This is a genomic window from Pseudomonas guangdongensis (assembly GCF_900105885.1).
In the GTDB taxonomy this organism is placed as follows: Bacteria; Pseudomonadota; Gammaproteobacteria; order Pseudomonadales; family Pseudomonadaceae; genus Geopseudomonas; species Geopseudomonas guangdongensis.
In genome coordinates, this window is the sequence record NZ_LT629780.1 from 461,288 (window position 1) to 486,383 (window position 25,096).

The window sequence follows — 25,096 nt, forward strand, 5'->3', positions numbered from 1 at the left end:
GTCCGTGGCGGCTCAGAAGCTCATGCCGAAGCTGAGGCTGAGGAAGTCGCGGTCGACCAGCGTGTTGTACTTGCCGCCGAAGAAGTCGGTGTACGCCAGGCTGGCGGTATAGGTGTTCTGGTAGTCGGCGTCCAGGCCGACGCTGATCGCCTTGCGGCCCTCCTCGAAGTTGCCGCCGGGGCCGGGCGAGTAGCCGTCGACGTCGTGGGACCAGGCCAGGTTCGGCTTGAGGTTGATCCCGGCGATGGCGTCGTTGTAGTCCCACACCGCGCGCAGGCGGTAGCCCCAGGAGTTACGGGTGGTGAAGCCGTCGTCCTCGCAGTAGCGCGACAGATTGCGCTGCTCGGCGCCGCTCAGGGTGCCGGCGTTGAGGGTCTGGCAGCGCCCGTTGGGCAACGGCCCGGGGCCGAACACCGGATCGCGGCCGTAGCGCAGCTTAGAGCGGCTCTCCAGGCCGCCGACGTGGGTCCAGCCGATCTCGCCGACCAGGGTCAGCCGGCTGGCGCCCATCACCTGATCGAAGAAATGGGTGAAGGTGGTCTGCAGCTGGGTGATTTCCTTGCGCCGGTAGCCGTGGGCGTCGCGCCCGGGAGTGGCCTGGACCAGCGACAGATTGGGGTCGAGCGGGGTCAGGCCGCCGTAGAGGATGTCGGTGGTGTTGATCTGTACCGGGGCGTTGGGCCGGTAGCTGATCTCGCCGCTCCAGGCGGTGCCGCTGGGCAGGGTGGTGGAGAAGCTCAGGCCGTAGAGGCGGATGTCCTCGGGGTACTCGATGAAATAGCGCGAGTTGCCGGCCACCAGCAGCGGCGCGATCTGGCTGGCGACGCTGCCGGCCTGTGCCGGCGGCACTCCGGCGCCGACCAGCTGCGGGCCGAGTCCGGCCGGGTTGAGCGGGCTGAGCAGGCCGAACACTCCGGGGTCGGCGGCGGTGGCGCTGAAGATCGGCGCGCGGCTGTGGTAGTTGACGAAGTAGGCGCCGAACTCGGTGCCCAGCGGCTCGACGTAGTAACGCAGCGCCACGCCGAACTGGCCGTCGTCGCGGGCGTCGCGGTCGGCGCCGCGGCGCACCCGCACGCCCTCGTCCGGCGCCCCCCAGCTCGCGCCGTTGGCCTGCAGCACGCCGAGCACCGCCGGCGCCAGCGGGCCGAGGCTGGCAGCCAGGGCGTCGCGGCGGCGCAGCACGGCGAGGTTGTCGGCGCAGCCGTCGGCGACCAGGTCGGGCTGCGAGAAGAAGGTGCCGCAGTTGTCCACCACCGTCTGGTCCCACTCCAGCTGGTAGAAGGCCTCCAGCGACAGGTTGTCGCTGAGGTTCTGCGCCACGTAGAACATGTTGACCGGGATCAGCCCCTCCCTGAGTTCCGAGCCGGGCCGGCGGAAGGCGGCCACGTCGATGGGGTTGATGGCGTTGACGCTGCCCTGCAGGAAGGTGCTCTCGCCCCAGCTGACCACCTGGCGACCGAGGCGCACGGTGCCGGGCAGCTCGCCCAGGGTGTAGCGCTGGTAGACGAAGGCATCGAGCAGCTCGGCGCCGGAGGCCTGGGCGCCCTGCTTGCGGTTGCTGTCGTCGATGGCCTTGAACGGCCGGCCCTCGTCCTTGAGTTCGAAGTCGTACCAGTACTTGCCGCGCAGGAACAGGCCGCTGTCGCGGTACTTCAGCTCCAGGTCGTGGACGCCCTTGAAGATCTTCGAGAAGGTTTCCCCGCGCTTGAAGTTCAGGTGGCTGTCGTCGGAGGTCTGCGACAGGCCGCGCCCGCCGTTGTTGGCGCCGATCAGGTCGGCATCGGGGCTGGCGGTGGCCCAGCTGGCGCCCACCGTGAGGGTCGAGTCGAACTGCCCCTCGACCTCGCCGATGTTGAAGGACACCGCCTGGGCCGGCGCGGCCAGCAGCGCGGCGACACTGACGCCCAGCGGTAGCCTGGCGCGGCGCCAGGGCTGTTGGATTCTGCTCATCGACACGACTCCCTGTTGTGGTCTGCGCGCGCGTCCGACGCCGGGGCGTGCGATCCCCGCGCAGGCGTCGAACCCGCGGCTTGTAGCGACTCGCTATGAGGCATCCTGAGTATTGACCGCTTTGGCGATTTTCCAAGCCGCGCCGGCCCGGGTAGCGCAGGCACCGGGCCGAGCGGCGTAGCCGGGCGCCGCGCGCTGTCGCGGAGGGCGCGCTCAGCTTTCCAGCAGGAAGGTCACCGGGCCATCGTTGATCAGGTGGACCTGCATGTCGGCGCCGAAACGCCCGCTGGCCACCTGCGGATGGCGCGCGGCAGCGCGCGCCAGCAGGTAGTCGAACAGCGCCGCGCCCTGTGCCGGCGGTGCGGCGCTGGAGAAGCTCGGGCGCAGGCCGCTTCTGGTATCGGCGGCCAGGGTGAACTGCGAGACCAGCAGCAGCCCGCCGGCCACGTCGCTCAGCGACAGGTTCATCTTGCCGTCGGCATCGCCGAACACCCGGTAGTTGAGCAGCTTGTGCAGCAGCTTGTCGGCGCTGGCCTCGCTGTCCTGCGGCTCGACGCCGACCAGCACCAACAGGCCTTGATCGATGGCGCCGACCACCTCGCCGTCGACCTCGACGCGCGCCGCGCGCACCCGTTGCAGCAGTGCCTTCATGCGCCCTCCTCCGGGCCCAGCAGGCGCCGCGCGATCTGCCCGGTGGCGCGCACCAGGGCATCGGCGATGCCCGCCTCGCTGGCGGCGTGACCGGCGTCGCGGATGATCGCCAGCTCGCTGTTCGGCCAGGCCTGGTGCAGCGCCCAGGCGTTGTCCAGCGGGCAGATCACGTCGTAGCGGCCGTGCACGATGATCCCCGGAATATCGGCGATCTTCGGCATGTCGCGGAGCAGCTGGTCGGCTTCGAGGAAGGCGTTGTTGACGAAGTAGTGGCACTCGATGCGGGCGATGGACAGCGCGCGGTGCGGATCGGCGAAACGCTCGACGACATGGCCGTTGGGGCGCAGGGTGGCGGTGCGGCCTTCCCAGATCGACCAGGCCTTGGCGGCGTGCATCTGGGCGATCTGGTCGCTGCCGGTCAGCCGGCGATAGAAGGCGCCGACCAGATCGTCGCGCTCCTCGGGCGCAATCGGCGCCAGGTAGTCCTCCCAGTAGTCGGGGAACAGCCGGCTGGCGCCCTCCTGGTAGAACCAGCGGATCTCCTGCGGGCGGCAGAGGAAGATGCCGCGCAGGATCAGCGCGAGCACCCGCCCGGGGTGGGTCTGCGCATAGGCCAGCGACAGGGTCGAGCCCCAGGAGCCGCCGAACAGCACCCACTTGTCGATGCCCAGGTGCTCGCGGATGCGCTCCATGTCGGCGACCAGGTCCCAGGTGGTGTTGCCGTCGAGACTGGCGTGCGGGGTGGAGCGGCCGCAGCCGCGCTGGTCGAAGGTGACGATGCGGTAGACGGTCGGGTCGAACCAGCGCCGGCTGGCCTCGTCGCAACCGGCGCCGGGGCCGCCGTGCACGAACAGCACCGGCAGGCCGTCGGGCGTGCCGCTCTCGTCGACGTACAGCTCGTGCCCGCCGTCCACGGCCAGGCTGTGGACGGCGTAGGGTTTGATCTCGGGATACAGGGTCAGCATGCGGACTCTCCGATGGATGCACGGGCCCCTTGGCCCCGTGTCGATGCCAAGCATCATAGCGAGGAATGCCGCGCCCGCAGCAGGCGGCGCTGACGCACGGGCGCGGATGCCTGCGGCTTTCAGTCCGGCGCCGGGGCGAAGCTCTCGGCCTGGGCCATGCGCCACATGCGTGCGTAGAACTCGCCCTCGATCTGCCCGCCGAGCAGCTCGCCGGGCTTGAGGTAGACGTGCTTCTGCGAATACAGGGCGATCTCGCTGGTCGACACGCGCAGCGCCAGGTGGCGGGCCTCCAGTTGCGCGGGATGCTCCAGACCGGCGGCGGCGAGCATCTCGGCCAGCGCCTTGAGGGTGTTGCGGTGGAAGTTGTGCACCCGCTGCGCCTTGTCCTCAACGACCAAGGCGCGCTGGCGCAGCGGGTCCTGGGTGGCCACCCCGGTCGGGCACTTGTTGGTGTGGCAGGACTGCGACTGGATGCAGCCGATGGCGAACATGAAGCCGCGCGCCGAGTTGGCCCAGTCGGCGCCGATCGCCAGCACGCAGGCGATGTCGAAGGCGCTGACGATCTTGCCGCTGGCGCCGAGGCGGATCTTGTCGCGCAGGTCGAGGCCGACCAGGGTGTTGTGGACGAACAGCAGGCCTTCGCGCAGCGGCACGCCGATGTGGTCGGTGAACTCCAGCGGCGCCGCGCCGGTACCGCCCTCCTTGCCGTCGACCACGATGAAGTCGGGGAGGATGCCGGTCTTGAGCATGGCCTTGGCGATGGCCATGAACTCCCACGGATGGCCCAGGCAGAACTTGAAGCCCACCGGCTTGCCGCCGGACAGCTCGCGCAGGCGGGCGAGGAATTCGAGCAGCTCGACGGGGGTGGAGAACTCGGCGTGGCGCGCCGGCGAGATGCAGTCCTCGCCGAGCGGCACGCCACGGGTGGCGGCGATTTCGGCGGTGACCTTGTGTTTCGGCAGGATGCCGCCGTGGCCGGGCTTGGCGCCCTGGCTGAGCTTGACCTCGATCATCTTCACCTGCGGATCGTTGGCCTGCACGGCGAACTTCTGTGCGTCGAAACGGCCCTCGGCCGTGCGGCAGCCGAAGTAGCCGCTGCCGATCTCCCAGATCAGGTCGCCGCGGTGCTCGCGGTGGTAGGGGCTGATGCTGCCCTCGCCGGTGTCGTGGGCGAAGCCGCCGAGCGCCGCGCCCTGGTTCAGCGCGCGGATGGCATTGGCGCTCAGCGCGCCGAAGCTCATCGCCGAGATGTTGAAGATCGACGCCGAGTACGGCTGGCGGCACTGCGGGCCGCCGATCTCGACGCGAAAGCTCGCCGGGTCGAGGTGCGCGGCCGGCAGCATGGAGTGGCCGATGAATTCGAAGCCGGTCTGGCTGACGTCGCTCAGGGTGCCGAACGGCTTGTCGGCCGGCTCGTTCTTCGACCGGGCATAGACCAGCGAGCGCTGCGCGCGGGAGAACGGCAGGCGCTCGTTGTCGCCTTCGAGCAGGTACTGGCGGATCTCCGGGCGGACGAACTCCACCAGGTAGCGGATGTTGCCGAGGATCGGGTAGTTGCGCCGCACCGCGTGGCGGGTCTGGCGCAGGTCGTTGATGCCGACCAGGGTCAGCGCGCCGCCGAGCAGGGTCACCAGCCACAGCCAGGGGTGGCCGGCGAGGAACGGCAGGGTCAGCAGGGTGATCAGCACGCAGGCGGCGAAGAAGGCGTAGCGGCTGAGCAGCGACAGATTGATCCACATGGCTCTGGGCATCTCCGGTCGACGGGAGACCAGCGTCCGGGTCTCCCTCGCCCACCACTGTAACGGAGCCGGCGCCGCGCGGCATGCCCGGCGGCTGGCGACGCGCGGCACAGCGCAGTGGTCAGACCGTTTGTCGAGGCATATCATGCAGCGCAACACGAAAGCCGCCAGAAAGCCGCACTTTCGTCCGTTTTTACCCCCTCACGACCGAAGATGACCGAACTTTGACGCCAAAAGCGTCACGCTCTCGACGGTCGAGCCTAGCGAGCACTGCACCCGATGCGACTGATCCGCGCCCTGCAAAGCCAACGCCAGCACGACAAGCATCTCCTCGACTCGATCGGCCGCAACATGGCCACCGCCGAGTTCAGCCCCGACGGCACCCTCATCACCGCCAACCCGCAGTTCTGCCAGACCCTGGGCTATGCCCGCGAGGAACTCGCCGGCCTGCCGCACCGCCGCTTCTGCGCCGCGGAGCAGGCCGACAGCGCCGAATACCGGCAGTTCTGGACGCGCCTGCGCGTCGGCGAATCCTTCACCGGGCAGTTCCGCCGCCAGCGCAAGGACGGCCGGCCGGTCTGGCTGGAAGCCACCTACATGCCGGTCTGCGACCGCCACGGGCAGGTCAGCCGGGTGCTCAAGATCGCCCGCGACATCAGTGCGCGGGCCGAGCACAACCGCCACGCCGAGCACCTGGTCGACGCCATCAACCGCTCGATGGCGGTGATCGAGTTCGAGCTGGACGGCAGCGTGCGCCGCGCCAACGACAACTTCCTCGCCACCATGGGCTACACCGAGGCGCAACTGCACGGCCAGCACCACCGCCTCTTCTGCACCGAGGAATACCGGCGCAGCCGCGACTACCAGGCCTTCTGGGAACGCCTGCGCCGGGGAGAGCATGTCAGCGGCGAGTGCCAGCGGGTCACCCGCGACGGCCGACCGATCTGGCTGGAAGCCTCCTACACGCCGATCCTCGACGACCAGGGGCGCCCCTACCGGGTGATCAAGTTCGCCAGCGACATCAGCGCGCGGGTCGAGCGCCACCACGCCGAACAGCACAGCGCGCAGACCGCCTACGGCATCGCCCGGCACACCGAACAGCTGTCCGCCGACGGCAGCCGGGTGATCCTCGACACCCTGGAGCGCATGCACGCGCTAGCCGAGCAGGTGCGCCAGGCGGCCGCGCATGTCGCCCATCTGGAAGCGCAGATCCGCGGCATCAGCGGCATCGTCGGCGACATCGAGCAGATCGCCCAGCAGACCAACCTGCTGTCGCTCAACGCCGCCATCGAGGCGGCGCGCGCCGGCGAGGCCGGGCACGGCTTCGCCGTGGTGGCCGGCGAGGTGCGGCAGCTGGCCGGCCGCACCTCGCGCTCGACCGCCACCATCGGCACGCTGATCGAGGCGATCCAGGGCGGCACCGTCGAGGTCAGCAGCGGCATGTCGGGCTGCCTGAGCCTGGTCGAGGACGGCGTCGCGCTGGCCAATCAGGCCGGCGCGGCGATCCGCGAGATCCAGCAGGGCGCCGAGCAGGTGGTCGAGGTGGTGCAGCAGTTCTCCACCACCCTGGCGCGCTGAGGCTCAGGCGCAGTCCGGCCGGCCGCTGGTGAAGCGCCGGCCCGGATCGATCAGCGCATCGAAGTCCTTGAGCGCGCGCGCGCCGATCAGCAGCGGATAGTCGAAGTGGCTGCGGTCGGTGAGGTTGACCTCGATGCGCTGGCGGCTGTCGCCCAGGCAGACCGGCATGGCGATCACCGGGCGCGCGGTGTAGGCCGCCTCGTCACCGGCGGCGATGTCGCCGGCGCGGCGCTTGATGTAGCCCATGCGCAGCAGCGGACGGACCAGGGTGCGGGGCTCGGCGTGTTCGCCGACGGCCAGCTGGAAGCGCACCCACTGCGCGCCATCCTTCTCGAAGGTCTCGATGTTGCGGGCGCTCAGCGAGGCGGTCTCCGCGCCGGTGTCGAGCTTGGCGGGCAACGCCAGGTCCAGCTCGGGCAACAGCACCTGCTCGTGCAGACCGAAAATCGGCTGGTCGTCGGCGTGGGCAAGAGTGCAGCACAGCGACAGGCTGGCCAGCAGGGCGATCAGGGGGGACTTCATGTCGACAACATCTCTCGATGACAAGCTGCGGCACGCTACCGGGTGCCGCCTGAAAAGGTGAACAGGGCCCGGAACGGGCACGGCGACACGCGTGCCGCCGCCCTGCCGGGGACCATGCCTGCGCCAGCCTAGGGCGCGCGGCTGAATCCTGGCTGAATCGTCGCTCGCGGAGCGGCTACTTGAGGCCGGCGCCGGAGAACACCAGCACCTTGTCGTTGCCGAACTGGATGCTGATGAAGCTGCGCTCGTCGCCCCAGGTGCAACTGCTGAAGCCCAGCGCCCCGGCGCACTCGGCCGGAGCGCCGAGCAGTTGCTCGACCTCGACGCGGCTCATGCCCGGCTTGAGCCTGGAGAAGTTTTCCTGGTTGACCTTGTTGCAGGCCGCCAACAGCACACAGCAGGCCAGCAGGGCGAGAGAACGCAGCGACATCGCATGACTCCTGGGGAGAAGAAGGCCCGGCCGCGCAGCGCGGCAAGCGGGGGTGCAGGTTGGACGCCGCTGCCGGCGCTGCGTTCCGCAGCAGGCGCAGGCGGCAGCGCCACCCGCGCCGCGGCGCGACTCAGGCCTCGCGGTGGTAGGCGGTGACGCGCTCGACTTCCTCGCGGGAGCCGAGGAACACCGGCACGCGCTGGTGCAGCGAGGTCGGCTGGATGTCGAGGATGCGCTGTGCACCATCGGTGGCCGCGCCGCCGGCCTGCTCGATGATGAAGGACATCGGGTTGGCCTCGTACATCAGGCGCAGCTTGCCGGGCATCGACGGGTCGCGGGCATCGCGCGGGTACATGAACAGCCCGCCGCGGGTGAGGATGCGGTGCACGTCGGCGACCATCGAGGCGATCCAGCGCATGTTGTAGTTCTTGCCCAGCGGGCCTTCCTTGCCGGCCAGCAGCTCGCCGACGTAGCGCTGCACCGGGGCTTCCCAGTGGCGCTGGTTGGACATGTTGATGGCGAACTCGGCGGTGCTTTCCGGCACGCGGATGTCGTCGTGGGTCAGCACGAAGCTGCCCAGCTCGCGGTCGAGGGTGAAGCCCTTGACGCCGTTGCCGAGGGTCAGCATCAGCATGGTCTGCGGACCGTAGATCGCATAGCCGGCCGCCACCTGCTCGGTGCCCGGCTGCAGGAAGGCTTCCTCGCCCAGGTCGCAGCCGTTGTCGCAGCCGTTCGGGCAGCGCAGCACGGAGAAGATGGTGCCGACCGAGACGTTGACGTCGATGTTGCTGGAGCCGTCCAGCGGGTCGAACACCAACAGGTAGGCACCCTTGGGGTACTGGCCGGGGATCTGGTAGGCCTGCTCCATTTCCTCGGAGGCCATGCCGGCCAGGTGGCCGCCCCACTCGTTGGCTTCGAGCAGGATCTCGTTGGACAGCACGTCGAGCTTCTTCTGCACTTCGCCCTGCACGTTCTCGCTGCCGGCCGTGCCGAGCACGCCGCCCAGCGCGCCCTTGGAGACCTGGTGGCTGATTTCCTTGCAGGCGCGCGCCACCACCTCGATGAGGAAGCGCAGGTCCGCCGGCGTGTGGTTGCTGCGGGTCTCTTCGATCAGGTAGCGGCTGAGGGTCACGCGGGACATGGTGGTGGGGCTCCGGAGGGGAAGAAAAAAACCGCGGCATTTTAACCCGAGTTGGCCCGCGCCGCTGCTGCCGGCGCACGAACGGCCGCCATCGGTCCGCGCAGGCGCCTCGGGGCGGAAAAAATGCTGCGCGCGGGCCGGGCGCTCTTTATCATCGCGCGCCTGTTTTTCCCACCGCACAGACTCCCATGGCCAACATGCAGATGATTGTCGGCGCCGACCCCGAGCGCCTGGAAACCTGGATCAAGTACCGCAGCGGCCTGTGCCGCGACTGCCAGGCCACCTGCTGCGGCCTGCCGGTGGAGGTGCGCATCGCCGACCTGGTGCGCCTCGGCGTGGTCGACGACTTCGAGGCCCAGGAGCCGCCCAAGCAGATCGCCAAGCGCCTGAGCAAGGCCGGCATCGTCGGCCACTTCAACCAGAAGCACGGGATCTTCACCCTGCAGCGCACCGCCAGCGGCGACTGCCTGTACCTGGACCAGAAGAGCCGGCGCTGCAGCGTCTACGCCAACCGCCCGGACACCTGCCGCAACCACCCGCAGGTCGGCCCGCGCCCCGGCTACTGCGCCTACCGGCCGCAGGGACTGCGCCGCTGAGCGCAAGCGCGCCTTATACCTGGTGCATAAGCTCGTCGATGCAGCCGACCACTTCCATGCTCGCCGACTCCATGCGCTCCAGCGCCTCGGCCATCGCCTGCATGTCGCCGGCCTTGCCGGCCTGCAGGGCCAGATGACCGGCCTCGTGGACGATGCGGTGCGGCGCATCGAGGGCCTTGAAGCTGCGCAGCGCGGTGTAATGCCGCGAGCCGTAGCCCTGGAAGTACCACTTGCCCAGGCGGCACTCGGTATGACAGGTCAGGTGGGTGTCGAACTCGCCGTTGTGGATGGCGCGATAGACCTGGTTCTTCCACACCGCATGGTCGAGCTTGGTGGTGTTGAGGAACGAGGTGGTGGCGGTCTCGCTCATCACCGACTGCAGGCGCTCGGAGCGCTCGATCATGGTGCCGACCACTTCGTGGATCTGTACCGAGGAGGCGGACACCTCGTTGGCGCAGTCCTGGGTCTGCAGCACCGCCTGGCGGATGCTGGCGATCTGCTCGACGATCTGCTGCACCAGCGCGTCGATCTTCGAACTGGCGTCGCCGGCGCGCTGGGCCAGATGGCGCACCTCGCCGGCCACCACGGCGAACCCGCGTCCCGCCTCGCCGGCACGCGCCGCCTCGATGGCGGCGTTGAGCGCCAGCAGGTTGGTCTGGTCGGACACCTGGCGGATGTTGTCCACCAGGCTCTGGATCGACGAGGCCGCCGCATCCAGCGCCGCCGCGCTGCTCGCGCTGCTGTCGGCATGGCTGGTGATGCGCCGCGAGCGGCTTTCCAGGTTGGCGACCGCCTTGCGCGCATCGCCGAACAGCAGGTCCAGGGTTTCCAGCTCCTTGCGCTCCTCGACCAGCGTCTCGGCGTGCTCGGCGATGCTCTGGCGGATCATCTCCAGCATCGCCGCACCCTGGATCTGGCTGGCGCAGACACGACCCTGGCCGTCCTGCTGGGAGTCGGCCGAGGAGAGCTTGCGCTCCAGCGCCTGCAGCTCTTCGAGCAGCTTGCGGGCTTCCTGTTCGGCGGCCTGGCGCAGTGCGATTTCTTTCTTCTTGCTGGCAAATATCATGAAAAGTCCCTGTACCACCGTTGCTGTTCGCCTGTGGACAAAATCGGCGGCGGCCTGCGACGGGCGCGTTGGCGCGCCCGCCGCAGGACGAAACCCAATCGTCAAAAAATCGACGATTTTGCCCCTCTGTTTGTGTTAGATCGTAACATTCGGCGACTCAGGCAACCTACGGCACAGATCAATATTCGCCCCCTCTTCTTATTCATTTTTACAATATGGTTATTCGCGACACTTTGACGCGGCGATAAGCGCGCTAGTCCAGCGGGAACAGCACGTTGCACTGGCCGGTGCCGGAGCTTTCGAAGTACGGAGTGAGCACCTCGGCGCGGCCCTTGTAGCCCTTCCAGCCGAGCAGACCGTAGAGCATCGCGGTGTCGTGCATGCCGCCCTCGCCGTCGCAGTCGCGGGCGTACTGCGGCAGCATGTCGAGGAAATCGGCGTGGTTGCCGCGCTGCCACATCTCCATCACCTTGAGGTCGACCTGCTTGTTGAACGGCCGGCTGATCTTCATCAGGTGATCACCCACCTCGCGGTTCGGCGCGATGCGGTGCGACAGCGAGCCGCTGGCGAGGAAGGCCACGCGGCGGTCGGAAGCCTCCACCGCCTGGCGGATCGACTCGCCCATGGTCTTCGAGTCTGCCAGGTGGGCGTCGTACAGCCAGGCGGCGATGGAGACGATCTTGATGCTCTTGTCGATGCCCATGTAGCGCAGCGGCACCAGGGTGCCGTACTGCAGGCCGAGCGAGGGCACATCGGTGTGGCTGCGGGTGAACACGTCGTTGGCGGTGGCGGTCGCCGCGATGGCGTCGCCCAGCTCGGCGTCGCCGACGTACTCGTAGGGCAGGTCGCGGATGAAGTGGGGGAACTCGGTGCTGGTGTACAGGCCCGAGCAGTCGGTGTTGGCGTTGATGTGGTAGCCGGCATTGACCAGCCAGTGGGTGTCGGCGACCACGATGGTGTCGACCGCCCGCTCGCGGATCATCTCGCCGAGGCGGCGGTGTCCCTCGATGGCCGCGGCGCGGCAGCCATGGTGCGGGCCGGGCTGCTCGGAGATGAACATCGACGGTACGTGGGTGACCTTGGCGGCCAGAACGATCTCGCCCATGACGGCTTCCTCTTGTTGTACGGACAGGGACTGTGCCGGACAGGCCGGCGGTTGGTGCGCCCAGTATCCGCACGGGCCGAGGGGAGAACATTGCCGCTGGCGGCAAAAGACTAGCCTTTACGCGCAACCTGCTGCATCCAGAGGCTACCCACCGAAGCACGACACCGGCATCGGCAGAAAATCGCCGCGCGAATTTTCTGCCCCACGCACTGCGCGCGCCTTCGCCCCTGCCGACTGCCCCCAGAGGGTTGCATGCGTCCTTTATGGAGCGGTTCCCGGCTCGCTCAGCGGGCGCAGCCGCGCGCGGTAGCGGCTCGGCGTCTCGCCGGTCCAGCGCTTGAAGGCGCGGTTGAAGTGGCTCGGCTCGGAGAAGCCCAGCGCGTAGGCCAGCGCGCTGAACGGCTGCTGCGACTGCTGCACGTAGCGCCGCGCCAGGGTGGCGCGCACCTCGTCGAGAATCCCGCTGAACGAGGTGCCCTGCCGCGCCAGCCGGTACTGCAGGGTGCGCGGATTGCTGCCCAGCTCGGCGGCCACCGCCTCCAGGGTCGGCGTGCCGCCGGGCAGCAGCTCCAGCAGCCGCGCGCGCACCTGCAGCGCCGGGTTGAGCAACTGGTGACGGGCCAGGTACTCGGCCACCAGACGGTCGTTCTGCCGCGCCAGCTCCGGGTTGCCGGTGGGCAGCGGGCGCTGCAGCTCGGCACCGTCGAGCAGCAGGCTGTTGTCGGGCGCAGCGAACTGCACCGGCGCGGCGAAGTGCTCGCGCCAGGGCGCGGGGTCGGCCGGCGCTGCGCGCATCAGGTTGACCGCGCGCGGCGCGAAGCTCGGTCCGCGCATGTCCTGCAGCAGCTTGCTCACCGCGCCGAGGAAGTAGTCCACCCCCTCCGGGGCGATCTGCGCCTGACCGTCGATCTCCTGCACCAGCATGCGAAAGCGCAAGGCGTCGCCCTCGGCTTCCAGGCTCAGGTCGGCGCCGTCGTTGAGCAGCGCGGCGAAGCGCACCATGCGCTCCAGAGCTTCGAGCAGGGTGCTGCTGGCCCACAGCGAGAAGCCGAGGGCGTGGAAGGTGGTCGGGCAGACGAAGCGCGCGGCGTGCAGACCGATGTCGGCGTGGCCGGTACGCGCCACCGCCAGCGGCCAGAAGCGCCGGGTCAGCGCCGAGGAAAAGCGCGCCTCCTGGGCGTACTTGGCCGCCGGATCGGCGCCGGCCTCCTGCAGCAGCTGGTCGGCGTCCAGCCCCAGCGCCTCCAGGGTGCGGGTCACCGCCGCCAGCCAGCCGGCGACCACCGAAGAAGTCTGCGTCATCTCCTGCCCCCACTGCGAAATTGCGGACGCGCAGCCTAGCGGCCGGCGCACCGCTCCATCTTGCGCCGGATCAGTGCGCCGGCCAACGGCGCGCCCCGCCCGTCGCACGCAAAGGCCCGGCGCAGAGCGGATGCATTGTTGCGCAGGGCACAACTGAGCTTCTCCGCAGCGGCGATTTATCCCCGCCGCCGCGGCTCGCACAATCGCCGCGCCGCAGCGCTCGCCGCGCTCCCCCTGCTGCCAGGACGTCCTTCCGTGCCGCCACCTTCCTCCATGCGCCAGCCCTGCGCCGGCTTCGTCGTCGCCGTCGTTCTGGCCCTGAGCGGCTGCCTCGACAGCGCGGGCATCGCCCCGCAGCAGGCGCGTCTGGACGCCAACGCCCTGAGTCCCGGCGCCGCCCTCGCCCAAGCGCGCCGCGAGGCCGGCTGGCCGCAGGAGGACTGGTGGCGGCAGTACCGCGACCCGCAGCTCGACGCCTGGATCGCCCGCGCCCTGGAGCACAGCCCGCGCCTGGACGAGGCCGAGGCGCGCGTGCGCCAGGCCATGGCTCTGGCCGGCGAGGCCCGCGCCGCCGAGGCGCCGCAGCTCGCCGGCGGCGCCGGCCTGCAACGCCAGCACTGGCCGGACGACGCCCTGCACGGTCCCGGCGCGCTGGGCGGCAGCAGCCACTGGAACGGCGAGGCCGGCCTCGGCCTGCGCTACGCCCTCGACCTCTGGGGCCGCGAGCGCGACGCCAGCGAGAGTGCCCGGCACGCCGCCTACGCCCGCGCCGCCGAGGGCCGGGTGGTGCAGCTGGAGCTGCAGCGCAACATCGTGCGGGTCTATGTGCAGCTGGCGCTGCGCCATGCCGAGCGCGACATCCTCAAAGCCACTCTGGCCCAGCAGGAGCAGATCCTCGCCATCGCCCGCCGCCGTCTGGCCGGCGGCCTGGGCACCGCCTTCGAGGTCAGCCAGGCCAGTGCGCCGCTGCCGGAGACCCGCCGGCAGATCGCGGCGCTGGACGCGCGCATCGCCCTGGCCGGCCACCAGCTGGCCGCCCTCGCCGGCCAGGGGCCCGGCGCGGCGGCCGCACTGCAGCGGCCGAAGCTGCGGCTCGCCGCCCAGCCGAGCCTGCCGGCGGTGCTGCCGGCCGACCTGCTTGGCCGCCGTCCCGATGTGGTCGCCCGGCGCTGGCAGGTCGCCGCACAGGCCGACGCCGTGGATGTGGCGCGCGCCGACTTCTATCCCAACGTCGATCTGGTCGCCCGCCTCGGTTTCGGCGCGGTGGGCGGCGGCGCGCTGGCGCTGCTGCGGGCCGACAAGCTCGGCGGCAGCATCGGCCCGGCGCTGTCCCTGCCGCTGTTCGACGGCGGCCGCCGGCGCGAGCGGCTGGGCGCCGCCAGCGCCGACTACGACGCCGCGGTGGCGCGCTACAACCTGACCCTGACCAGCGCGCTGCGCGAGATTGCCGACCAGCTGATCCGCCTGCGCTCGCTGGAGGCGCAGCAGCGCCTGGCCGCCGAGGCGCTGGCCACTGCAGAGGCCAGTTGGTGCCTCGCCGAGCGGGCCTGGCGCGGCGGGTTGACCGACTATCTGGCCGTGCTGGAGGCACAGGCCCGGCTGTTCGAGCGGCAGCGCGTGCAGCAGCGGGTCTGGGCGGCGCGCCTGGTCGCCCACGCCGAGCTGACGGTCGCCCTCGGCGGCGGCCTGCTCGATGCGCGGCACTCCCCCGCCGAACCGCTGCTCGCGCCGCGCCGCGTGCCGCTCGCCGCGGCCGGAGCGGCGCCGCGATGAGCCTGCGCGACGAGCTGGCGCGCTGGGCGCGCAGCGAGGGCCTCGCCTGGATCTTCATCTGCAAGATGCTGGCGGCGGCGCTGACCACCCTGTGGCTGGCCATGCGCCTGGAGATGCCGCAGCCAAGCACCGCGGTGATGGCGGTGTTCATCGTCATGCAGCCGCAGAGCGGCCAGGTGCTCGCCAAGAGCCTGCACCGCCTGCTCGGCACGGTGGTCGGCCTCGCCGCCATGCTGCCGCTGCTCGCTCTGTTCGCCCAGGAGCCGGTGCTGTTCCTCGGCGGCATGGCGCTCTGGGTCGCCCTGTGCACCGCCGGCGCGGCGCGCTACCGCGACCTGCGCAGCTACAGCTGCGTGCTGGCCGGCTACACCGCCACGCTGATCGGCCTGACCGCCATCCAGCACCCGGAAACCGCCTTCGTCCAGGCGCTGTGGCGGGTACTGGAGATCGGCCTGGGCGTGCTGTGCTGCTCGCTGTTCAGCGCGGCGATCCTGCCGCAGAGCACCGGCGCCGCCATGCGCGAGGCCATCGCCCGGCGCTTCGGCGACTTCGCCACGCTGGCCGTGACCCACCTGCCCGGCGGCGAACGCGCCGCCTTCGAGACCGCCCAGGCGCGCCTCGCCGCGCAGACCGTGCGCCTGGAAACCCTGCGCAGCATGAGCGGTTACGACGACCCGCAGCTCGCCCTGCGCATGGGCCGGCTGACCCGCCTGAACCACGACTTCATGGCCATGACCAGCCGCTTCCATGCCCTGCAGCAGCTGCTCGGCCGCCTGCGCGGCCAGGGCGCCGAACTGGCCCTGGAGGCCTTCGCGCCCTGCCTGGACAGCCTCGTCGCGCTGCTCGCGCCCTGGCGCCAGCGCGCGCTGGACTGCCCTGCCGCCGCCGCGCTGGCCACGCAGCTGGAGGACTACCGCGCACGCTTGCTGCCGCTGATCCGCCAGTGCCGCGCCGGCCTTGGCGAGCTGCCCGCCGACAGCCCGCTGCGCCTGGACTTCGACACCGCCGCCGAACTGCTCTACCGCCTGGCCGGCGACCTGCACGAGTACGCCCTGACCCACGCCGCACTGGCGCCGGCGCGCCATGCCCGCGAGCGCCGGAGCGAGCGCTTCGCGCCACGCGCCAACCGCCTCGCGGTCGCCGCGGCCGCCCTGCGCATGCTGTTGCTGGTCGCCCTCGGCAGCGCCTTCTGGCTGCAGAGCGCCTGGCCCAGCGGGCACATGTTCCTGATCAGCGCGGTGATCATCGGCGCGCTGTGCTCGGCCTCGGCCAACCCGGCGCGCATGGCCCTGCAGATGGCCGGCGGCACCTTCCTCGCCGCCCTGCTGGGCTTCGTCGAGAGCTTCCTGGTGTTCCCGCAGATCGGCGGCTTCCCCATGCTCGCGCTGGCGGTGACCCCGGTGTTCCTGCTCGGCCTGTACCTGGCCACCCGGCCGCGCTGGGCCGGCTACGGCCTGGGCCTGCTGATCCTGTTCGGCTTCGGCACCCTGCCGGCCAACCTCACCGTCCACGACCCGGCCGGCCTGCTCAACCACTACATCGCCCTGGTGCTGTCGCAGCTCCTGGTGGCGGCGGTGATGGCCGGCGTGCTGCCGCCCAACCGCCCGTGGCTGTGGCGCCAGCTGGAGCGCGACCTGCGCCGCCGCGTGCCGCATGTGCTGCGCGCGCCGCTCAAGGGGCTGGCGGCGCGCTTCGACAGCTCGACCCGCGACCTGCTGACCCAGGCCCACGACCTCGCCGCCGGGCATCCCGCGGTGCAGCGCGACCTGCTGCGCTGGATGACCCTGGTGCTGGAGATCGGCCATGCGGTGATCGAGCTGCGCCAGGAGAAGGCGCGCCTGCCCGACGAGTCCAGCTACGCCGCCGGCACCGCCTGGCGGCTGGCCTTCGACGCCCTCGCCGCGGCGCTGGCGCGGCTGTTCGCCCGGCCCACGCCGGAGCACCTGCACCAGGCGCTGGCCGGGGTCGAGCAGACCATCGACGCGCTGCGGCGCACTCCCGAGGCCGGCGCACCGCACTTCGCCAGCTCGCCGCTGCGCCGCCTGGAAAGCCACCTGCACTTCATCCGCACCGCCCTGCTCGACCCGCATTCGCCGCTGGCCGAGCACCTGCCCGGAGCCGCCCATGCTGCCTGATTCCCTGCCGCGCGAGATCGCCTTCCACGGCGTGCTGCTGCCCAGCGTCGCCGCGCTGTTCCTGCTCGCCATGCTGCTGGGCTGGGGCCTCGACCGCCTGCTCGCCGGGCTCGGCCTCTACCGCCACGCCTGGCACCCGAGCCTGCTGCGCATCGCCCTGTTCGCCGGCCTGTTCGCCGGCCTCGCCCTGACCGTCCACCCCTGAGCCCGAGGCCGTCCATGCCGTCCCGCCCATCGATCATCAGCGTGCTCGCCACCCTCGGCGTGGTGCTCGCCGCCCTCTGGCTCGGCCGCAGCCTGTGGCTCAACTACATGGAGTCGCCCTGGACCCGCGACGGCCGGGTGCGCGCCGACGTGGTCGCAGTGGCGCCGGACGTCGCCGGCCAGGTGGTCGAGGTCGCGGTGCGCGACAACCAGACCGTGCGAAAAGGCGACCTGCTGCTGCGCATCGACCCGGCACGCTACCGGCTGGCGGTCGACGAGGCCCGCGCCCTGCTCGCCGCGCGCCGGGCCAGCCTGGCGATGCGCGAGCAGAACGCGCGGCGCCGTCTGGCCCTGGACGAGCGGGTGGTATCGCGCGAGGACCGCGACGCCGCCGCCAACGCCGCCGCGGCCGCGCACGCCGAATACCGCCGGGCGCAGGTGCGGCTGGCGCAGGCCGAGCTGGATCTGGCGCGCACCCGCGTGCTGGCGCCGGTGGACGGCTACGTGACCAACCTCGGCGTGCGCCCCGGCGACTACGCGCGCGCCGGCGAAGCGCAGCTGGCTGTGGTCGACCGCCACTCCTACTGGGTCTACGGCTACTTCGAGGAAACCAAGCTGCCGCTGCTGGCGGTCGGCGATCCGGTGGAGATGCAGCTGATGAGCGGCGCACGGCTGGAGGGCCATGTCGACAGCATCGCCCGCGCCATCTACGACCGCGACAACCCGCCGAGCCGCGAGCTGATCGCCGACGTCAACCCGACCTTCAACTGGGTGCGCCTGGCCCAGCGCGTGCCGGTGCGCATCGCCCTCGACCGGGTGCCCGACGGCGTGCTGCTGGCCGCCGGGATCACCTGCACGGTGATCGTCAAACCGCGCAGTCGCGCGCCGGCCGCTCAGGCCCAGTAGGCGGGATTGTCGAGATCGGCGCTGTCGCGCGCCAGCAGCAGCGGCAGCTCGGCCTTGAGCAGCGCCACCCAGGTGGCGATCTTGGCGTCGAGGAAGCGCCGCGAGGAATACAGCGCGTACAGGCTGCGCTCGTGCAGCTGCCACTGCGGCAACAGGCGCACCAGGCCGCCCTCGCGCAGCGCCTTGGCGGCCATGAAGCTGGGCAGCAGGCACACTCCCATGCCCGCCACCGCGGCCTGCACCATGGCCTCGGAGACGTTGACCTGGAAGGTCTGTCCGGGGCTGATCACCTGCCTCTCGCCCTGCCGCTCGAACACCCAGTCGCCGGGATACACCGGATCGAGCAGGCGTAGGCAGCGATGCGCGCGCAGGGCTTCGGGCGTCTGCGGCGTGCCGTGCCGGCGCAGGTAGGCCGGCGCGGCGCAGACCACGCTGAAGACCTCGCCCAGGCGCTGGGCGACCAGTTCGGAGTCCGGCAGCTCGCGGCAGTGGGTCACCACCACGTCGTGGCCCTCCTCCAGCAGGTCGGGAGTGCGCTGGGACAGGGCGAGGTCGACGTCGACCTGCGGATACAGCTCGGCGTAACGCACCACCAGCGGCATCAGGTACTGGGTGCCCAGCCCGGTGAAGGAGTGCACGCGCAGCCGGCCGCGCGGGGTGAGGTGCGCGCCGCTGGCCTCGGCGGCGGCCTCGTCGACCTGGGCGAGGATCTGCCGGCAACGCTCCAGATAGCGCGCCCCGGCCTCGGTCAGGCGCAGGCGGCGGGTGGTGCGATAGAGCAGACGCGCCTGCAGGCTGGCCTCCAGCTCGGACACCAGCCGCGACACCTGGGCGGTGGACAGTTCGAGGGTCTGGGCGGCGGCGGTGAAGCTGCCGCTGTCGATCACCCGGGCGAATACCCGCATGGCCTGCAATACATCCATGGCAACACGCTCTCAGCAACGACGGCCCCCAGCATAACGCAGCGCCGGCCGCGCCAGGCATGGGCCAGGCAGCGCCGGACAGGCCGGGCACCAGAGACAAAAAAGGCAGACTCGAAGAGCCTGCCTAGCGGGAGCGATGCGAACTCTGCCGACTTCGCCGGAGCACCCCCATGGAGAAACCGGCCAGCGACCTCAGTCGCAGTACATGTCGTGCTTGAGGTAGCTGATGGACTGCACCTGGCCCCGGGAATCGCGGTAGGTCATCTCGGTCGGCACCAGCTCGCAACGCCCGTGGGGCGCCTCGTCGATGGCGAGCACCTCGGCGACATCCAGCGTCATGCCGTAGGTGTAGCGGGTTGCCTGCGCGTCGCGGCCTGCCGAAGCGTCGGCGGCGAAGGCCGCGGCGGAAGCCAGCATGACGGTCAGGAACAGGGCTGTGGATTTCATGAGCAACTCGACCTCTTGGGTTGAAAGCAGCCCCGGCGGCTGGTTCGCTGCCGGGTATGGGCGCATTTTCCGGGCAGCGCCGGGCGGGAAAAATAGCGGCGCGCAGAAGCATCCTTTGCATAAGGCGTAACAATCCGGCGCCACGTCTGCGCCCGTCGACCGAGGCCTCCGAGACCGTCGGACACCGCCGCAATACCGCGCGCCGACAGCAGCCATGCGACTGCGACATCGGCTGTCGCAGCGCTATGCACAATGCTCCCAGGGCCGGACGCCCCCACATCCGGCCCTGCCACGGACTGCCCAGGAGCCTGCACATGCACAACGACATCCCCGGCGCCCCGCGCTGGTACTACGAGGACAACGGCGAACGTCGCGGCAGCCTCGACGAAGCCCAGATGATCGAACTGATCCGCGCCGGCCGGCTCGACCGCCACACCCCGGTCTGGAAGATCGGCAGCGCCGACTGGCAACTGCTCGACGACAGCGAACTGCGCAGCCACCTGGACAGCCCCGTGCCGCCGGCATCGAGCGGCCGAGACGTCGACAACCGCCTCATCTGGCTGCTGGCCTGTGCCCCGCTGCTCGGCTATCTGCTGGAATGGGTGCTGGCCTTCGCCCTCAACACCAGCCAGATCCAGACCGAACGCGCCATGGAAGCGGCACGCTACTGGTACGCCACCCTCGCCCTCAACCTCCTCCTCGGCGTGCTGGACGAAAGACGCCTGAAGCAGACAGGCCACGACACCGCACGCCTGCGCGGCTGGGTCTGGCTGGCGCCGGCCTATCTCTACCGGCGGGCCCGGCATCTGGGCCACAGCCTGGGCTATTTCGTCGCCTGGCTGCTGTCCTTCGCCCTGCTCCTGCTCGCCTGAGCCCGCGCCGCAGAAGCCCGCTCCAGACACCATTCGCGCTTGGTCTAGTGGCAAGGTGCCGCTGTCCAACCCTTACACTCGTGCGTAACGCGGCCGCCGCCCAAGCGCCCGCCGCCACCGCCGACACGGAAGCCGCCCCATGTCCGAATTCAAGGACCCGCTGTACCGCTACCTCAACATCCTGCAACTGCTTCCCCGCGCGCCGAACAAGATCGCCACCAGCACCCTGCTGCAGAAGCTCAAGGAGCGCGGCTTCCAGCTCAGCGAGCGCACCCTGCAACGCGACCTGAGCGGCAGGCTCAGCAAGTTCCCGATCCACTGCGACAGCGAGAAAAAGCCCTACCGCTGGGGCTATAGCGAACACGCGCTGTTCACGGCGGACGTTCTCCCCGCCGCGGACACGCCCACCGCGCTGGCCCTGCACCTGGCCGAAGGCCACCTCGGCAACCTGCTGCCGCAGAACGTGCTCGACCTGCTCGGCCGCCACTTCCGCCATGCCCGCGAGCACCTCGACGAACTGCAGCACAACGGCCTCGCCCAGTGGGCGCGCCGGGTGCGCAGCCTGCCCAACGGCAAGACCCTGCTGCCCGCCCCGCTGCAGCCGCAGGTCTGGGAACAGGTATCCACCGCCCTGGTCGACAATCGCCAGCTACGCATCGACTACCGCAGCCGTAGCAAGGGCGACACCAAGACCCTGCGCCTGCACCCCGCCGGACTGGTCTCGCGCCACTCGATCAGCTACCTGATCGCCACCGTCAACGACTACGACGACCTGCGCCAGTTCGCCCTGCACCGCATCCGGAACGCCGAACTGCTCGACGCGCCGGCACGCGAGCACGATAGCTTCGACATCGACCGCTACATCGAAGGCGGCGCCTTCTCCTCGCGCCAGTCGCCCCAGGAAGTCGAACTGATCGCCGACGTCGCCCCGCAGACCGCCTGGCTGCTCGGCGAAACCCCGCTCAGCCGCCAGCAACGCCTCGAACCGCTGCCCGGCAGCGACTGGCAACGCCTGCACGCCCGCGTGCCGCTGGACCAGGAAACCCTGTGGTGGATCTTCGCCCTCAACGACAACATCCGCGTGCATGCCCCCAAGGTTTGGGTCGAGGAAATCGAGCGGAAGCTTGAGCGGCTGCGAGAGATGTATGCCGCACCGACTGCCAGCGACACAGATCGTCGCAGCGCTGTGGAAACTGGGCCTCAGGAAGCGGACAACGCCATCACTCGGGAGAACGCGCCATGCTGAAGAACATCCTCGCCGTCGTCGGCCTCTACTTCGTCGCCAAGAAGGGCTATGAACATTATCAGGAATACAGCGAGTTGAAGCGGGAGAAGGAGAAGCGGGAGCAGGGAGGACAGTCGAATTGCCAGAGCTAACAATAACCCATAAGTCACTCCACACAGCAGACCATGCACATACACAATTCAAGAAAATGATGAGCGATTTCAAAAAACCCCTGCCTCCCACGAAGGGAGATGGGCTTGACTATAAGAGCATAAAAACACAATTAAAAAACAGATCAAAAATATTTCCAACACCACCCATGAAAGCAATGCACACATATGACCGCCAAGATATTATAAATACTATCACCAGCGATCATTAAAACCCAAAAATTACTTCAAAAAATCCAAAAAGGTAAATATTCATGCCGCTTCCTCTAATCCTTGGCGCAGCCGCTCTGGCTACTGCAGCCTTCGGCGCCAAGAAAGGCTACGATGGCTACCAGAAACACTCGGAAGCTGACGAAATTGTCAATTCCGCCCAAAATCTTTATGCTCATAAAAGGGATCTTTTCGACATACAAGAGGCGGCCACAAATTCGGCACTTGAAAAATTAGGCAAGAAAGAGCTTAGCATCGGCCAGAGCTTTAACGATTTTAAAACTCTCGCTGATGATCTGCTTAAAAAACTTAACACCGGCCGCCAAGACAAACTGGAAATCAACATCCCCAAGCACAAACTGCAAAGCGTTGAGAGCTACAGCTACACCGCCGTAGGGGTGTTGGGTGCAGCAGCGGGGGCTGGCCTAGCCGGTGCGGCTACTGGGTTCGCCGTTTACGGTGGTGTCATGGCTCTGGGTGCGGCGTCTACGGGAACTGCAATCTCGTCGTTAGCAGGGGTCGCTGCTACCAACGCAACGCTAGCGGCTATTGGCGGTGGCTCGCTAGCCACCGGTGGCCTAGGCATGGCCGGCGGCACAGCGATTCTCGGCGCAGCCGTGGCTGGTCCGGTACTGGCCATAGCCGGCTGGGCATATAACAGTCATGGCGAAGAGGCGCTGAGAAACGCGCGCAAGGCGAGCCGTGAAGTAGACCTTGCCGTGGAAAAGCTGGAAAAAGCCCAACTGCAACTCAGCAATACTGAGGGTTATGCCTTAGATATCCTTGAAGTATTGAAGTCTGTCTATGCCCAATTCGATCAGTACTTCGATATTCTCAAGGCCGCTGCCGGCCAAGTCGAGGCTGCAAAGATTCTCAAACAGAATCCACAAGCAGTGCTAGCCCAATTGAGTGACGCCATTATGCGTGCGATTAGCAATGGCTACACTCTAGCAGTCATACTTGTCGACCTAATTACCACACCACTCTTCAAAGTCAAAAACTACAATTACGAAGCCACCAAAGACAAAAGCGAAGTACCGGCAATGGAAACGGACGCAGATGGCTCGATGATTCTAAATTCCGATCAACTGGATAGAAAACTCGAAGAAACAAAAACAAAATCTGCCAGCATAGAGCTGGCTTAATCACTGCGCGGGGCCAAACGGCCCCGCCTCTGCCTTTTACTTTCTAGCGATGGATACCATTATGCATGCCGCAGCGCAAAACTTCCCTTGGGCCAAGGAGCTCGAAAAAACCGTAGTGAACAGCTTGGTAACCAGCTTCGGCTTAGACTTCATACTCTTCAAAGACAAGGAAGGCGGCGAAGTTGACACTATCCACAACGTACGCAATGGCATCTGGGCTACGACTACAGAAAAGCATCGTTACAATCAGCGCGGCGAATACGACTCCACTCCCTACCACACGCATGAAAACTACAAAAAATCAGGAAAAGAAGACAAAGTCAAGCATGCGGATGGAGAATTGTACGACCCCTACCGAAACACTAATTTAGGTGCACATGAAAAGCGCAACCTAGATCATGTGATCAGCGCAAAAGAAATCCACGATGATGCCGGCCGCGTACTCGCTGGGCTCAGTGGCGCGGAGCTAGCCAACCAGAAAAGCAACCTGCAATCCACTCACGAAACCGTAAATAAATCGAAAAAGCAGACACCCATCGATGAATACCTACAGAAGCTTCCGAAATTAATCTCCACACACGAAATGACGTTAGAAAAAGACCGTAATCGCCTAGCGGGCCTATCTCGCGAGACACCACAGCAAAAACATAAGGCTCGTGAACTTGAAGACAGGATCCGAAAAACCGAAAAAAAAATATCCGAACTTAAATCCATAGACTCAGAAAAAATGCGCAAGCGTGATGCCGAAGCTCGCGCCCCTTACGAGCAGCAAATCAACCATACCTATTACACCAGCAGCAAATTCCTACACCAGACCGTTGGCGCAGCCAGTATCGCTGGACTAAAAATGGGAACTCGCCAGATGCTTGGAATAGTTATGTCAGAAATCTGGCTTGAACTAAGAGATCAACTACCGGAAACGCTGAGCGGGCTTAAGAAAAACTTCAGCTTCGAGACATTTATAGAACGCATCGCCAGCTTGCTCAAGGCCATATGGATAAGAGTTCAAAAGCGTTTCAGCTCATTTCTGACAGCATTCAAAGATGGCGTATTCGCGGGAGTCTTTGGAAGCCTGACAACGACAATTTTCAACACTCTCGCCACTACAAAATTGATGGCAATCAAGATTATCCGTGAAGTTTGGGGACAAATCATCAAAGCCATCAAGCTTTTAATCTTCAATCCCGACCAGCTAAGTTTTGTTGAACTCTGCCAAGCTGTGACGTCATTACTATCAATAGGTGCTGCTACGGCTGTTGGCTCCGTGGCCTATGCGCAACTGCTTCCGCTTTGCAGCTTCCCGTTTGGCGCCGAACTAGCTGCATTCGCGAGCGCTCTCATCACTGGCCTGGCCACTCTCGGGCTAAATTATTTTTTACTACACAGTGGGATGGCACGCAAGCTTTGGGCTTATACCGACACATTAATGCCACATGCTGGAACGGTCAGACAGTTCCAAGACATTAATGCGGAACTGGATCGTTACCTGACAGAGCTGAGTCAGATGGAGTTCAACTTGGATATAGAGGAACTACAAACTTTCACGCTAGAGCTTCAGGCTTGCAATGATGAACTACAGCGCAGCGCAGTTTTGCAAAAGATAGTGGAGGACCGCGGCATCGAACTACCGTTTGAAGTAGGAAACGCGGCCAGCACACGTAACTGGTTGGCCTCGCTGGTATGATTCCATCAGCATTTCCCTGTACGCAATGCGGGCTATGCTGCCGTAATGTACGTCTGGCAGAGCAGACGCGCTATCTGGATCGGGGGGATGGGGCTTGTCGAAACTACAGTGATGCCGACAAAAAATGTCTGATTTATGAGACCCGACCAGATATCTGCCGAGTAGGCCTACAGTACAAAACTCATTATTCACAGCAGTATAGCTGGGAAGCTTTTATTGAGGCGAATACCGAGGTTTGTCGAGCACTACAGATTCAAGAATTTACTGAACCAAATTAACATGAAGCAATTCAAGAGAAACCCTGAAAAACCTTCCAACCTTAGCTACCAAAAAATAAAAATCGCTTCCTAGCCATCT

Annotated in this window: 24 protein-coding genes; 12 read left to right on the plus strand and 12 right to left on the minus strand. The window is 67.2% G+C overall.

The window, feature by feature from the left end; translation table 11 throughout:
- Positions 1 to 12 precede the first annotated feature (12 nt).
- The 4 genes from BLU22_RS02330 to BLU22_RS02345 all read right to left on the minus strand — a co-directional run bounded on the left by BLU22_RS02330 (position 13) and on the right by BLU22_RS02345 (position 5,299).
- A complete protein-coding gene (locus BLU22_RS02330; RefSeq protein ID WP_090211819.1) occupies positions 13 to 1,950 on the minus strand; it encodes a DUF1302 domain-containing protein in 1,938 nt (645 codons plus the stop codon).
- Between the two features lie 213 nt (positions 1,951 to 2,163).
- Entirely contained in the window at positions 2,164 to 2,601 is a 438-nt protein-coding gene (gene dtd / locus BLU22_RS02335) for a D-aminoacyl-tRNA deacylase (protein ID WP_090211820.1), read from the minus strand.
- Positions 2,598 to 3,566, minus strand: coding sequence for a prolyl aminopeptidase (pip, locus tag BLU22_RS02340; RefSeq protein ID WP_090211822.1), 969 nt, complete (start codon positions 3,564 to 3,566; stop codon positions 2,598 to 2,600). The genes dtd and pip overlap by 4 nt, the downstream gene beginning before the upstream one ends.
- A gap of 119 nt (positions 3,567 to 3,685) precedes the next feature.
- Entirely contained in the window at positions 3,686 to 5,299 is a 1,614-nt protein-coding gene (locus tag BLU22_RS02345) for an FMN-binding glutamate synthase family protein (protein ID WP_090216195.1), read from the minus strand.
- A 285-nt stretch (positions 5,300 to 5,584) separates the two neighbouring features.
- On the opposite strand from BLU22_RS02345, the gene BLU22_RS15360 reads away from it, so the two are divergent.
- Positions 5,585 to 6,883, plus strand: coding sequence for a methyl-accepting chemotaxis protein (locus BLU22_RS15360; protein ID WP_090211824.1), 1,299 nt, complete (start codon positions 5,585 to 5,587; stop codon positions 6,881 to 6,883).
- A 3-nt stretch (positions 6,884 to 6,886) separates the two neighbouring features.
- Here BLU22_RS15360 and BLU22_RS02355 read toward each other — a convergent pair whose 3' ends face one another.
- From BLU22_RS02355 to BLU22_RS02365, 3 genes are all read right to left on the minus strand, one after another.
- Positions 6,887 to 7,405, minus strand: coding sequence for an ATP-dependent zinc protease family protein (locus tag BLU22_RS02355; protein WP_090211826.1), 519 nt, complete (start codon positions 7,403 to 7,405; stop codon positions 6,887 to 6,889).
- Between the two features lie 175 nt (positions 7,406 to 7,580).
- Positions 7,581 to 7,835 carry an outer membrane protein assembly factor BamE domain-containing protein gene (bamE, locus tag BLU22_RS02360; protein ID WP_090211828.1) on the minus strand — a complete coding sequence of 85 codons (255 nt, stop codon included), beginning with the start codon at positions 7,833 to 7,835 and terminating at the stop codon, positions 7,581 to 7,583.
- 130 nt (positions 7,836 to 7,965) lie between these two features.
- Complete coding sequence (locus BLU22_RS02365) at positions 7,966 to 8,976, minus strand: class 1 fructose-bisphosphatase (RefSeq protein ID WP_090211829.1); 1,011 nt, start codon at positions 8,974 to 8,976, stop codon at positions 7,966 to 7,968.
- A 188-nt stretch (positions 8,977 to 9,164) separates the two neighbouring features.
- Here BLU22_RS02365 and BLU22_RS02370 point away from each other — a divergent pair, with 188 nt between their 5' ends.
- A complete protein-coding gene (locus BLU22_RS02370; RefSeq protein ID WP_090211831.1) occupies positions 9,165 to 9,572 on the plus strand; it encodes a YkgJ family cysteine cluster protein in 408 nt (135 codons plus the stop codon).
- Positions 9,573 to 9,585: 13 nt separating this feature from the next.
- Here BLU22_RS02370 and BLU22_RS15365 read toward each other — a convergent pair whose 3' ends face one another.
- The 3 genes from BLU22_RS15365 to BLU22_RS02385 form a co-directional block, all read right to left on the minus strand.
- Positions 9,586 to 10,638 (minus strand): methyl-accepting chemotaxis protein, encoded by a 1,053-nt coding sequence (locus tag BLU22_RS15365; RefSeq protein ID WP_090211833.1) that lies wholly within the window; start codon positions 10,636 to 10,638, stop codon positions 9,586 to 9,588.
- Positions 10,639 to 10,891: 253 nt separating this feature from the next.
- A complete protein-coding gene (gene hpaD / locus BLU22_RS02380; protein ID WP_090211834.1) occupies positions 10,892 to 11,743 on the minus strand; it encodes a 3,4-dihydroxyphenylacetate 2,3-dioxygenase in 852 nt (283 codons plus the stop codon).
- A gap of 261 nt (positions 11,744 to 12,004) precedes the next feature.
- Entirely contained in the window at positions 12,005 to 13,045 is a 1,041-nt protein-coding gene (locus BLU22_RS02385; protein ID WP_090211836.1) for an AraC family transcriptional regulator, read from the minus strand.
- Between the two features lie 273 nt (positions 13,046 to 13,318).
- Here BLU22_RS02385 and BLU22_RS02390 point away from each other — a divergent pair, with 273 nt between their 5' ends.
- Genes BLU22_RS02390 through BLU22_RS02405 form a run of 4 tightly spaced genes read left to right on the plus strand, consistent with a single transcriptional unit; the run spans position 13,319 to position 18,063 of the window.
- On the plus strand, positions 13,319 to 14,818 hold the full coding sequence (locus BLU22_RS02390; RefSeq protein ID WP_090211838.1) for an efflux transporter outer membrane subunit: 1,500 nt from the start codon (positions 13,319 to 13,321) through the stop codon (positions 14,816 to 14,818).
- On the plus strand, positions 14,815 to 16,953 hold the full coding sequence (locus BLU22_RS02395; RefSeq protein ID WP_090211840.1) for an FUSC family protein: 2,139 nt from the start codon (positions 14,815 to 14,817) through the stop codon (positions 16,951 to 16,953). The genes BLU22_RS02390 and BLU22_RS02395 overlap by 4 nt, the downstream gene beginning before the upstream one ends.
- A 4-nt stretch (positions 16,954 to 16,957) precedes the next feature.
- Positions 16,958 to 17,158, plus strand: a complete 201-nt coding sequence (locus BLU22_RS02400) for a DUF1656 domain-containing protein (protein ID WP_090216198.1) — start codon at positions 16,958 to 16,960, stop codon at positions 17,156 to 17,158.
- Positions 17,159 to 17,172: 14 nt separating this feature from the next.
- Positions 17,173 to 18,063: an efflux RND transporter periplasmic adaptor subunit gene (locus BLU22_RS02405; protein WP_090211842.1), complete on the plus strand. Its 891-nt coding sequence runs from the start codon at positions 17,173 to 17,175 to the stop codon at positions 18,061 to 18,063.
- Here BLU22_RS02405 and BLU22_RS02410 read toward each other — a convergent pair.
- Complete coding sequence (locus BLU22_RS02410; RefSeq protein ID WP_090211844.1) at positions 18,051 to 18,986, minus strand: LysR family transcriptional regulator; 936 nt, start codon at positions 18,984 to 18,986, stop codon at positions 18,051 to 18,053. The two genes, BLU22_RS02405 and BLU22_RS02410, sit on opposite strands and share 13 nt — an antisense overlap.
- 192 nt (positions 18,987 to 19,178) lie before the next feature.
- Complete coding sequence (locus BLU22_RS02415) at positions 19,179 to 19,433, minus strand: DUF2790 domain-containing protein (RefSeq protein WP_090211846.1); 255 nt, start codon at positions 19,431 to 19,433, stop codon at positions 19,179 to 19,181.
- 314 nt (positions 19,434 to 19,747) lie between these two features.
- Between BLU22_RS02415 and BLU22_RS02420 the strand changes: the two genes are divergently transcribed.
- From BLU22_RS02420 to BLU22_RS15430, 6 genes are all read left to right on the plus strand, one after another.
- Positions 19,748 to 20,305 (plus strand): DUF4339 domain-containing protein, encoded by a 558-nt coding sequence (locus BLU22_RS02420; RefSeq protein ID WP_090211847.1) that lies wholly within the window; start codon positions 19,748 to 19,750, stop codon positions 20,303 to 20,305.
- Positions 20,306 to 20,444: 139 nt separating this feature from the next.
- The gene (locus BLU22_RS02425; protein ID WP_090211849.1) at positions 20,445 to 21,551 is read left to right on the plus strand and encodes a helix-turn-helix transcriptional regulator; all 1,107 of its coding nucleotides are present in this window, start codon (positions 20,445 to 20,447) and stop codon (positions 21,549 to 21,551) included.
- Positions 21,545 to 21,682 carry a hypothetical protein gene (locus BLU22_RS15040; RefSeq protein WP_173867164.1) on the plus strand — a complete coding sequence of 46 codons (138 nt, stop codon included), beginning with the start codon at positions 21,545 to 21,547 and terminating at the stop codon, positions 21,680 to 21,682. The genes BLU22_RS02425 and BLU22_RS15040 overlap by 7 nt, the downstream gene beginning before the upstream one ends.
- 272 nt (positions 21,683 to 21,954) lie before the next feature.
- Positions 21,955 to 23,055 carry a chemotaxis protein gene (locus BLU22_RS02430; RefSeq protein ID WP_090211850.1) on the plus strand — a complete coding sequence of 367 codons (1,101 nt, stop codon included), beginning with the start codon at positions 21,955 to 21,957 and terminating at the stop codon, positions 23,053 to 23,055.
- Between the two features lie 61 nt (positions 23,056 to 23,116).
- Positions 23,117 to 24,739: a DNA repair protein gene (locus BLU22_RS02435; RefSeq protein WP_197676762.1), complete on the plus strand. Its 1,623-nt coding sequence runs from the start codon at positions 23,117 to 23,119 to the stop codon at positions 24,737 to 24,739.
- Positions 24,736 to 25,017, plus strand: coding sequence for a YkgJ family cysteine cluster protein (locus BLU22_RS15430; protein ID WP_090211853.1), 282 nt, complete (start codon positions 24,736 to 24,738; stop codon positions 25,015 to 25,017). Before BLU22_RS02435 ends, BLU22_RS15430 begins: the two co-directional genes overlap by 4 nt.
- The last annotated feature ends 79 nt before the right edge of the window (positions 25,018 to 25,096 follow it).

Bases quoted from the DNA above. Each gene is read 5' to 3' on its own strand.
- bamE (WP_090211828.1), bottom strand. From the start codon at position 7,835: ATGTCGCTGCGTTCTCTCGCCCTGCTGGCCTGCTGTGTGCTGTTGGCG.
- dtd (WP_090211820.1), bottom strand. From the start codon at position 2,601: ATGAAGGCACTGCTGCAACGGGTGCGCGCGGCGCGCGTCGAGGTCGAC.
- BLU22_RS15360 (WP_090211824.1), top strand. From the start codon at position 5,585: ATGCGACTGATCCGCGCCCTGCAAAGCCAACGCCAGCACGACAAGCAT.
- BLU22_RS02420 (WP_090211847.1), top strand. From the start codon at position 19,748: ATGCACAACGACATCCCCGGCGCCCCGCGCTGGTACTACGAGGACAAC.
- BLU22_RS02415 (WP_090211846.1), bottom strand. From the start codon at position 19,433: ATGAAATCCACAGCCCTGTTCCTGACCGTCATGCTGGCTTCCGCCGCG.
- BLU22_RS02370 (WP_090211831.1), top strand. From the start codon at position 9,165: ATGGCCAACATGCAGATGATTGTCGGCGCCGACCCCGAGCGCCTGGAA.
- BLU22_RS02385 (WP_090211836.1), bottom strand. From the start codon at position 13,045: ATGACGCAGACTTCTTCGGTGGTCGCCGGCTGGCTGGCGGCGGTGACC.
- BLU22_RS02365 (WP_090211829.1), bottom strand. From the start codon at position 8,976: ATGTCCCGCGTGACCCTCAGCCGCTACCTGATCGAAGAGACCCGCAGC.
- BLU22_RS15365 (WP_090211833.1), bottom strand. From the start codon at position 10,638: ATGATATTTGCCAGCAAGAAGAAAGAAATCGCACTGCGCCAGGCCGCC.
- BLU22_RS02435 (WP_197676762.1), top strand. From the start codon at position 23,117: ATGCATGCCGCAGCGCAAAACTTCCCTTGGGCCAAGGAGCTCGAAAAA.
- BLU22_RS02405 (WP_090211842.1), top strand. From the start codon at position 17,173: ATGCCGTCCCGCCCATCGATCATCAGCGTGCTCGCCACCCTCGGCGTG.
- BLU22_RS02430 (WP_090211850.1), top strand. From the start codon at position 21,955: ATGCCGCTTCCTCTAATCCTTGGCGCAGCCGCTCTGGCTACTGCAGCC.
- BLU22_RS15040 (WP_173867164.1), top strand. From the start codon at position 21,545: ATGCTGAAGAACATCCTCGCCGTCGTCGGCCTCTACTTCGTCGCCAAG.
- BLU22_RS02425 (WP_090211849.1), top strand. From the start codon at position 20,445: ATGTCCGAATTCAAGGACCCGCTGTACCGCTACCTCAACATCCTGCAA.
- BLU22_RS02410 (WP_090211844.1), bottom strand. From the start codon at position 18,986: ATGGATGTATTGCAGGCCATGCGGGTATTCGCCCGGGTGATCGACAGC.
- BLU22_RS15430 (WP_090211853.1), top strand. From the start codon at position 24,736: ATGATTCCATCAGCATTTCCCTGTACGCAATGCGGGCTATGCTGCCGT.
- pip (WP_090211822.1), bottom strand. From the start codon at position 3,566: ATGCTGACCCTGTATCCCGAGATCAAACCCTACGCCGTCCACAGCCTG.
- BLU22_RS02355 (WP_090211826.1), bottom strand. From the start codon at position 7,405: ATGAAGTCCCCCCTGATCGCCCTGCTGGCCAGCCTGTCGCTGTGCTGC.
- BLU22_RS02395 (WP_090211840.1), top strand. From the start codon at position 14,815: ATGAGCCTGCGCGACGAGCTGGCGCGCTGGGCGCGCAGCGAGGGCCTC.
- BLU22_RS02330 (WP_090211819.1), bottom strand. From the start codon at position 1,950: ATGAGCAGAATCCAACAGCCCTGGCGCCGCGCCAGGCTACCGCTGGGC.
- BLU22_RS02390 (WP_090211838.1), top strand. From the start codon at position 13,319: ATGCGCCAGCCCTGCGCCGGCTTCGTCGTCGCCGTCGTTCTGGCCCTG.
- hpaD (WP_090211834.1), bottom strand. From the start codon at position 11,743: ATGGGCGAGATCGTTCTGGCCGCCAAGGTCACCCACGTACCGTCGATG.